At 58.7% G+C, this 8,626-nt stretch carries 7 protein-coding genes; 3 read left to right on the forward strand and 4 right to left on the reverse strand.

Annotated features, from left to right (window positions below; all coding sequences use genetic code 11):
* Window positions 1-278: 278 nt before the first annotated feature.
* Together Z052_RS08835 and Z052_RS19755 are read right to left on the reverse strand one after the other, a co-directional pair.
* Complete coding sequence (locus Z052_RS08835) at window positions 279-1,205, reverse strand: hypothetical protein (RefSeq protein ID WP_099288974.1); 927 nt, start codon at window positions 1,203-1,205, stop codon at window positions 279-281.
* 85 nt (window positions 1,206-1,290) lie between these two features.
* Window positions 1,291-2,382 (reverse strand): hypothetical protein, encoded by a 1,092-nt coding sequence (locus Z052_RS19755; RefSeq protein WP_144050014.1) that lies wholly within the window; start codon window positions 2,380-2,382, stop codon window positions 1,291-1,293.
* Window positions 2,383-2,875: 493 nt separating this feature from the next.
* Here Z052_RS19755 and Z052_RS08840 point away from each other — a divergent pair, with 493 nt between their 5' ends.
* Window positions 2,876-3,634 carry a hypothetical protein gene (locus tag Z052_RS08840; RefSeq protein ID WP_099288975.1) on the forward strand — a complete coding sequence of 253 codons (759 nt, stop codon included), beginning with the start codon at window positions 2,876-2,878 and terminating at the stop codon, window positions 3,632-3,634.
* 49 nt (window positions 3,635-3,683) lie between these two features.
* A complete protein-coding gene (locus tag Z052_RS08845; protein WP_099288976.1) occupies window positions 3,684-4,790 on the forward strand; it encodes a hypothetical protein in 1,107 nt (368 codons plus the stop codon).
* A 2,313-nt stretch (window positions 4,791-7,103) separates the two neighbouring features.
* Here the strand turns inward: Z052_RS08845 and Z052_RS08855 are convergent.
* The gene (locus Z052_RS08855) at window positions 7,104-7,340 is read right to left on the reverse strand and encodes a hypothetical protein (RefSeq protein WP_099288978.1); all 237 of its coding nucleotides are present in this window, start codon (window positions 7,338-7,340) and stop codon (window positions 7,104-7,106) included.
* Between the two features lie 9 nt (window positions 7,341-7,349).
* Window positions 7,350-7,685 carry a hypothetical protein gene (locus Z052_RS08860; protein ID WP_099288979.1) on the reverse strand — a complete coding sequence of 112 codons (336 nt, stop codon included), beginning with the start codon at window positions 7,683-7,685 and terminating at the stop codon, window positions 7,350-7,352.
* A gap of 269 nt (window positions 7,686-7,954) precedes the next feature.
* Between Z052_RS08860 and Z052_RS19760 the strand changes: the two genes are divergently transcribed.
* The gene (locus Z052_RS19760; RefSeq protein ID WP_144050017.1) at window positions 7,955-8,437 is read left to right on the forward strand and encodes a hypothetical protein; all 483 of its coding nucleotides are present in this window, start codon (window positions 7,955-7,957) and stop codon (window positions 8,435-8,437) included.
* Window positions 8,438-8,626 lie beyond the last annotated feature (189 nt).

Below are 8,626 nucleotides of genomic sequence, written 5' to 3' on the forward strand. Positions count from 1 at the left end.
ACGTTCAAAGCTGAGTTAGTTTTATATTGGCTTGTGGCCGAGAGGGCTGATTGATTTCAATGAGATACTATCCGAACTCTGGCTTGGCAAGGTACTCGACTGGGTTTGAGCGTCTGCTTCGGTTGTAATCCAGTGTGTGTCGACTGGTACGCCTGTGACTCTCCACACTGTATTTTTGTCTTCTGCCAACATGGCATTGTCAGGCTCAGACTGAGATATTAGAAGGATAAAAGGAGAATAGCTGAGAGCGCGAGTGGTTGGGCTGGTCTGCTCTGATGTTACTGCTCTCGGATCAACTGCTTGATATCATCTTCGATCGGCTCAACGACCGCACTTTCGAAGATGATCTCGCGCGCATTCTCATCTACGCCGCTGAGCAGGTGATCGCGGAGGAAGCTCTGATGATTATTTAACGCAACCCGTGCAGCAGTGTAGGCGACTTGCTTCTGCTCCTCGCTAAGTCCCTCTTCATCGGCCATCATGCCGACAACTTGTTCGGCTATGAAATCATGTGCCTCGATTTCTTCTAGCGACACCTGATCGTCAGGTGCTCCGGCATCGTCGGCATCGTTAGCGGGTTGTGCAGCGCCGGCGGCCTGCGCCCCCCCAGGAGCGCCGGGATTGGCGTCTGCCTCCGGGTCAATTTCTCCGGGTTCGACCGCAATTCTCTCGCCCGGATCGGGCTCAGCTTGATCGTTGTCAGTGCCGCTGTCGTCGTCGGTGTTGTTGTCGGTCATTTGTCGGGGTGGATTGGCGACATCCGCTGCGCCAGACGCTGGTGGCGCATCCTCTTCGGTCGGGACGATCCGGTCTGGCTCGGCCTGAAGTTCGTATGGCTCCATGAGTGAGCTCGGGCCGACCCGATCTCCGTGGAGCCCATTTTTCAGCGCCTGTTTCAATTTTTTGGTAATCTGTTCGGCCTCGGCTTCGTTGTCGGCAGGGCCGTGCTTGACAAAATCGAGTTCATCGATTGCGGCTCTCGTGGTTGAGTCGATTTGGTCGCGCGTAGGAGCGCCGAGTGCGAGTGCCGGAGGTGATTGGAGCGCGCGGAGGATGCGCTGAATCTGGTCGTCAGTAGCCTCTTCATCTGGAAGCTCGTCGGTATACTTCCGGAGGATGTTGGCCCACTCGTCTTCGACTGAGCGAGCCCGGTAATCCTCGGAAGATCCTTCGATCGGTATGTCGGTGTTGTGTGGGTTTGTCATTGGTATGTGTTGCTGTGATCGGTTGTGGGAACAAGGCTGAGCGCTGAGTACCTGAACCGGTCGGTGAACGGCGAGTCAGGCGTCGTCATTGGTGGGAAGGTGTCGGGTCAACAGGGATATCTTCGTTGGTTCGGCGATAGATTCCACATACGACGCGGGAACGGTCGGAGTCGTCAGGGGAACTAACCCGTGTATCGAGTCCGTAGCGGTTGATGTGGTTTCGCGGGGACTGTGCTGCGATGCGATTGACTGCTGTGCCAAACTCATTGCGCGAGAGGTAACGGCCGTCCGTGTCGTCATCCTCGTTCTCGGAGGCGGTTTCGGGAGCCGCGTACAGCGCTAGGACACCGGCTGTCCATGATTCTAATTGGCTGGCAAGTTGTCGTTCAAGCAGGTCGTGAGCGGCCAGTTCGATTTCTGCGGGCAGGGTGATGTGTCCGAACAGCCCAATATCGTGAGCGCCTCCAAGGACATCTTCATCGACTGGCGGAAGAGTGGTGTTGAGACTTAATTGCTCGGTGAGTGTGTTGACTTCGAATTTTTCAGTGGCTTGGAGTGTTTCAATGTCGCCTGTACAGACCTCAATATCGACGGTTTCAGGGGTGAATGTATGCGTTTTCTCGGGAGTAAGTGTATCGACGGGCGCATACTTGCCGACGGTACTATAAAATAGAGCCTCCAGCGGGACGACGGTGCCAGCGGTTGGCTCGGTTGTACTCATATGCGCCGTGAGATAGTCGCCGAACAGGCAGGTGCCATACCCATCTGGTTCATGCTCGGGTTTTAGGAACGGTTCCCGAGGAATCTGTGCCAGCCACGGTGTGAGTGGGGTGGTTGGGAAGATGTAGTAGTGGTCGTCGCGAGAGAGTTTGGGTAATCGATACCCGACGGCCAGTCGTTCAAACTCCGGATACAATTGGTTGAACTGACCTCGAGTGAACGCGTTTGGCTGCTGGGAGATCCCCTTACTGACGAGTTTGTTCTCGACGATGTCAGCGATGGCTGTCGTAGAGAGGACTGCCGGCGTTGTTTGTCCGGGCGACTCCGTGAGGTCACACAGCGCGTCAAAGACGCCACTCCGGGTCGATTGGGTGTCACCAAACTCTGCGACATCAGCGAGAGCGGCGGTATATTCGTATGCCCAGTCGGTCGGGGGAGAGGGTGGGTCATAACTCATGGTGTGAACTGGTGTGGAGCAGACAGGTGTGCTCTGATCGGCTGTGGACTCTCAGCCTCGGTGCTGCGAGGACGGGAAACCCCGTCATCGGTTCCAAGCTGTCGCTTGACTCCGGTGAGCCAGCATCGCTGTACTCTAACTCGGTGCTGCTCGGGGTAGTCGAGACCGTCGGTGGGAGAGGCACGATTACCTGTGGGATCTGACATGGACACCTGCGTGTGTACTCTTTTTGTGGGGCACTCCATCCTGACGATCGCCCTACTTGAACGAAAGGTTTATGAACTTCTTAACACTTGGAGGGTAAAATAAACCTGTCGTAGAGCGTGGTATATAGTCAGGTCAACGTCAGGAGGTCGGCTATTGTCTGGTGGTGTTCGATCAGATGAATCGACAAGACCGCGGACGAGACGACTCGACAGCACGTTGGAAGCGAGTGAGCCGCGCTAAACTAACTCTTCTCACTCGGCGGGGATTGGTTCTCGGGATTATTTTAATGCTCGGTGTTGTCACCGCCGGTGGGGTTGGCGTAGCGCCGGCAGCCGGTGCCACGCAGGATGATGTGGCGACCGCGTGCCACTTGGACCGGGCCTCGCCGGAGAGCGTTGGCGACCTGCGTGAGCGCGCTCAACAGCGCGTCGGTGAGCTTGAGAAATTGAACGCCGAGTCGACAGTGGCTGTCGACCAAGCCAGAATCGAGACGATTGCCGACCGGGTGGAGAATGGCAACATCTCCTACGATCGCGCACGCTACCAGCGTGCCTGCGGTCACTATCAGATTGCCCTTGATCAGAGCACGGCCACGCTGGAGCGGCTCTACGTCAGTCTCGCAGAGATCCGACTGGCGAGTGTCGAAGACCAGCTCAAGGATCGTCAACACAATGGCTACGACTCGATGGAGATGGCCAACTTCTCAGCCCGGCACGAGTCGCTGAGCGCACAGACGGAAAACGTGAGTTCCCTGCCCCAGGCCCGGACGGTAGCTAGCGAGGCCGCGGAGCTTCAGGCGGACACAGCCGCACTCCCGAAGATGCGTGTGGTCCGCGTCGCCAGTACGATTGCCCCATTCTGGAGACCGGTTCTGGGGAGCGTAGGGTTCACACTGGTGATCGGCGGTCTTGGTGTGCTCGTCGGACGAAGCACCGTCGGTGCTACCGCCCAGCCTCCGGGTGAAGAAGACAACAACGGTGTCGAAGGAACGCGTACGCGAGACTCTGGCGGTCAGCGCAGGAAAAAGTTCGAAAGCAGAGAGTAATATCATGAGAGAACGATTCAATTTGACCCGCGAAACGGTCACGAACGCGATGCAACGGTTCATCGGACAAGATTCGGCTACCCCTAGCGAGGGGACTAACAACTCCTCACGGCACAGCGAGGACGCCGCCCGTGCGGACGGCGCTGGCGGGGGTGACCACGGTCACGAACACGAGCAGAGTAACGTCGGGATCTTACTCCACACGAACACTTTCGCCGACGTACTCGAAGTGGAAGGGCACCTACAGGCCGCATACGACACGTTCAATCGCCACCTTCCGATCGAGCATATCGGCGACGTCCCATTCAAGCGGAACCTCACACGAATTGAACGCACCCTCCCGCTGCTCGAGCCCGAACTTGAGGAGGCGATGCTCCGGCTCACCAAGCAGACCGACCACATCATCTCCCCTTCGACGGTCGGAACGGGATTTATTGCGTTCCAGTGGGCCGACCTGGGTCCACAGTTCAGCGACACAATCGATGTCGTCGTCAGCGGAGACAAAACCCACCCCGATACGCTCCAGCAGAAAGCACAGAACACGCTCCTCGCTGGAGTCGGCCATGGAATGATCGAGCCGCCGGTGATCCTCTGTGACCACCGGGCCGGCGAGATTCGCTTCCAAGATGTCGCTCCGGAGATTGCCCACGCGATTGTTGCAAACGCCCACACTGACCTCATCAATCGGTCAGTCGGATACTGGACAATGTCGTATCAACATATCCCCCTGGGGGGAATGACCGACATGGAGATCTCGGAGACGCTCCGTGACGTGGTCGATGAGGCAACTCCGTGGATCTCCACGGGACGTTGGTGTCCGTGGGCCGACCAATCGATGTCGGTTCCACTCGCTGCGGGGGCAGACTCGTATGTCATTCTCCCGACTAACGTCCAACTCGGCCAGAACGAGGACATCCGCGTCTGCCACCGTCCAGACGTCTCTGGCGCGCACGTGCTCAACTTCTGGCCGCTCGAGACTGCTTGGGTCGAACAGCATATCCGCCGCGCAGGCGTCGAATTCGTCGACCAGCAACTCCGCGCCGGTGACAACCGGATCGCGACTGTCTGGGCACAACACGCAGCCCCTCGTGACCCACTTGACGAGTGGGAGCGACTGCGCGCAGAGTATATCGACCCCCGACTCCCCGAGGAGTGACTACCATGCCTGATGACAATATGACACTCATCGACTTCCGGTCGGATGAATCTGAGCCTGACGACCACCGCGCTGACGCTGAGCCCTCTCAGTCCCCCCCGCCAGACCGACAACCCGATCGATCGGCCATCCCATGGGTCCTCGTTGTGATTTTCCTCGGACTGGTGGTCCTTGCCGGCGGATTACTGCTCAGTACGGCCTCCCCTGTCTGACACTCACCGCACCTCAACCGAATTCAAAACAACACACCACATCATTATGAACAATCCATTCAGTTCAACCGACGCTGTCGATGAGCGCGAAAACAGCAGCAGAGATGATGCCAAGCGAACCTCGTCCGACGGCCCGGCGACTGACGCTCCCCCTGAGGAGACTCCTCGACGCCACGCGTCGTCGTACCACGTGATCGACCGCCCTGCTGACCACCGAATCGATGAGGTCGTCCAGCTCCTCACCGACCCAGCAAACGGAGTCGTGACTCAGGCCGGCGCTATCGCAGTCGTCAAACGACAGACTGAACAGGAAATCCACGGCTTCGTCAAGGAGTTAGATACGCTGCTTCGACAGCGTGAGACTGCCCTCATCGGGATTGACCACAATACATCGATGCTCCGCACACTCGCGACCCACGTCGGCCTGACGCTCGCGGTCGCCCCCCACAACCAAGAGCACGTCTCGACGCTCTGTCGCCATCTCACCGCACTGGTCGACGACGACAGAGTCAGCGGGCTAGGCTCCGCTCGGCGATTCGAAGTTCCTGTCTCGCCCGAAATCAAAGCGCAAGAGAGTTCGCGTGTGCTCGACGCGCTTGAGAATCTCCGGGGAGATCCACTCCATCACATCGGGAACGACGACTGGGACTTCGTCGCATTCACCGCTCCACAAGAGTGGGTCTCAGCAGCCGAGGAAACCCTCTCTGCGTTCGCCCCGGTTATCGACCAGGTCGTGTGGGACCGCCCCCGAATCACTGTCTGCGGGTTCGTCTTCGAAGACACCGAGGTGGCTTCCGATGACCAAGCCGAAAGCTCGATACAAATTCCTACAAACGGCAACCAGTCCGGACGAGCAACTAGTAGCGGTTCCTCACGGAATGGCAGTCAATCGACCGACTCGGGCCGGGAGCACCGCTCGGTTCGGACAGATCCATCCAGCACAGCCGAGCAAACCAACCTAACTCCTACTTCCGAGGGTCGTGGAGCACCAATCGGAACGTCGGCGGCCCCAGAGCCCGCAACTCCCGACACGACCACGCAGGACGATAGTCCTGACACCCCGCCACCGACAGGGGAACCCGGGGCACCGCCGGCTGAGAGCGATACCTCCACCTCGGGCGAGACGTCTGCGACCACCTCCGACGGCTCTCGGCCTCCTGAGTCGGCTTCAGACGCCGAGGAGAACCCGACGCTCCCCGAGTCATCGCCCACTGGGGAACAGCCCTCTCCGGCAGGTTCAGCGCCGGCCGAGGCTCCGGAGTCCGAACACACCCCAGACAGTATCCCCTCGCCACCCTCGTCGACAGAAGACGACCCGACAGAGAGCCCAGAGTTTCGACCGACGCCCCCGTCCTCCGACCCACCCACATCCCCGACCGACGAGGAGCGCTTTCCACAGTCGAACGATGAAACCGACGCCAGCACGTTCGACGACTCGCAGGCGGAATCGTCAGCCGACAGTGGCACGTCTGCCTCCGGTTCTCGACCATCGTCGTCTTCAGACCCGGACGATGACCATGCGGAGAGCCAGAGAGCTGCCGATTCGGACTCAGACTCGGACTCAACTGAGAGGACACGCTCACCCCTGTCCGCCGATGAGGACACCCCGAACGGACCATCTCCCGAGACAGGCCAGGCGGACGGAGCGTCGGCGGGTCAGCCGACGGTCCCACCACCCACCCCTGGGAGAAAAGATAATTCTGAGCAGTCGCAAGAGGATACGACAGACAGCCATCCGGACTCGGCGGCAGTCCCTCCAGCCTCCACATCACCAACACCGACGCCGTCAGGAGATGACAACGAGTCTGGGTCCACCGGATTGTCACCAATCGAAGGGGGTGACGAGACGACGCCAGCCTCGTCGCCGCCACAGTCGGCCAGCGATAATGAGTCTGGTTCCCCGGCATCATCGGCATCAACACCACCAGAGGACGATGAGCCTGTATTGCCCTCATCGCCGCCCCGGCCCACTAGTGATGACGAACCTGAGCCACCGGCGGCGGACAGTGATAGCGACGAGACATCGCCGGACATATCACCGACGGCGGGGACCGAGGACGACAGAAACCCCTCATCTACCTCGGCGGCGACACAGATCCCGTCACCGCCAAGTAGAGTCGGTCCTGGCCTCGTCCCCGCCGGAGACGCCCCAGCGTCGCAAGATCCTGGCGTCGTCGATATCGACGAACACGTCCTCAACGAAATCGGCTCTCACGCTGTCGCCCATGACGGCGAAGTTGGCCACGGCGGACAAGAGGTATACGCAACTCTCTATTGTGACGACCAAGGGCTGATCCGTCACTCTCACATCGTCGAAGACGGACACTTTCTCGAACAACGCCGATCCTCAATCTCGTTCAAACAACCGTTCTATCAGTATCTCCAGTATCTCGCACAGATTTATCAGAACATCTCTCACCGACTCTGCGGTGATGTACATAGTCATCCAGGCGGGATCCCAGAGCAGAGTCCGGCAGACAAAACGTTCAGCAAGCGCGTCTGGAATAATCCCCAGCGGAATCACAACTTTATCATCGCTCTTACCGACGCCACCGACGACGCCCCTGACAACTGGACAGTCACCAACAACGGTCAAGAAGTTCACAAACAACTTAACGGACATCTCCTCCGGATTCGGGCCTTCGCCGGCGGCACAAACGAGCCCAAACAGATTCGGGTCCATACCACCATGGGGATCTGAATCAGTACACCACCCTCACGGCGCTGGAAGGACTCTATCGACAGTATCGGTCAGACCGGTCCTAACCACGAGGGTGAACACTTCCCGGCAACGCGACGGCTGATTCCACTAATACACATTCCACACCATCAGATATCTATGGTAGTACATCTACCACTCACCGGGTCGACATCGCCCGATCCGCACGAGATGCGCATACGAGCGGCCGACCCAGTCGCTCGCTCAGAGACCAATCTTAATCGATTTCTTACATGACAATGAAATTGACTGGCGTCGGCTCACTTGCCGCTCGCACGCTCCGAGCACTCGGATGCGACAACCTCGCCAAACGACTGACCGGCTATTCGTCTCACGATGCCCTTGTCGCTCGGACCGCCCGCAAACTTGTTAGTGCTGACACAAACGGCCGATTATATGTCGATCATCATCACTGTACACCCGCAGGCGCTGCGAACACGCGAGGTGCCGATGTCGGCACCTGGCAGCAACACGTCCCCGATGTCGTCTACACCCGATTTGATTCTCACTCGCTGGTCATCGAAGTCGAACGTGAATCCTCGCTTGATACACACGCCGCTTCACAACTCGCCGACTTTGTCAGCCCCAGCTACCAGCCTGTGCTGGTCGTCCCTCGTCCAGATCACCGGGAGCGTGCGCGAAACTTCCTCAAGCGACACAACCTTGCCACCAGTGTCACGCTTGCTCACCCATACACTATCACCGAACAACTGTAGCCGGTGGCAGCCGATAGATGAGTCCACTCATCAAGACCCAACACGAGCAGAGACAACCCGACTGGCGGGTGATTGATATACAATGCGTGTAGGATCAACTAGCATGGACGACTGGGGCGAACAGACAGTCCAAACGGCGCAACTGTTTTTCGACAACGACACCGCCCGCCAGATCATCGGCCACCAGCC

The organism is Halorubrum sp. C191 (assembly GCF_002727095.1).
In the GTDB taxonomy this organism is placed as follows: Archaea; Halobacteriota; Halobacteria; order Halobacteriales; family Haloferacaceae; genus Halorubrum; species Halorubrum ezzemoulense.

What these genes read in the sequence shown, in the direction of transcription:
- Z052_RS08860 (WP_099288979.1), bottom strand. Translation starts at nt 7,685, where the DNA reads ATGGACCCGAATCTGTTTGGGCTCGTTTGTGCCGCCGGCGAAGGCCCG.
- Z052_RS19755 (WP_144050014.1), bottom strand. Translation starts at nt 2,382, where the DNA reads ATGAGTTATGACCCACCCTCTCCCCCGACCGACTGGGCATACGAATAT.
- Z052_RS08840 (WP_099288975.1), top strand. Translation starts at nt 2,876, where the DNA reads ATGCTCGGTGTTGTCACCGCCGGTGGGGTTGGCGTAGCGCCGGCAGCC.
- Z052_RS08835 (WP_099288974.1), bottom strand. Translation starts at nt 1,205, where the DNA reads ATGACAAACCCACACAACACCGACATACCGATCGAAGGATCTTCCGAG.
- Z052_RS08845 (WP_099288976.1), top strand. Translation starts at nt 3,684, where the DNA reads ATGCAACGGTTCATCGGACAAGATTCGGCTACCCCTAGCGAGGGGACT.
- Z052_RS19760 (WP_144050017.1), top strand. Translation starts at nt 7,955, where the DNA reads ATGACAATGAAATTGACTGGCGTCGGCTCACTTGCCGCTCGCACGCTC.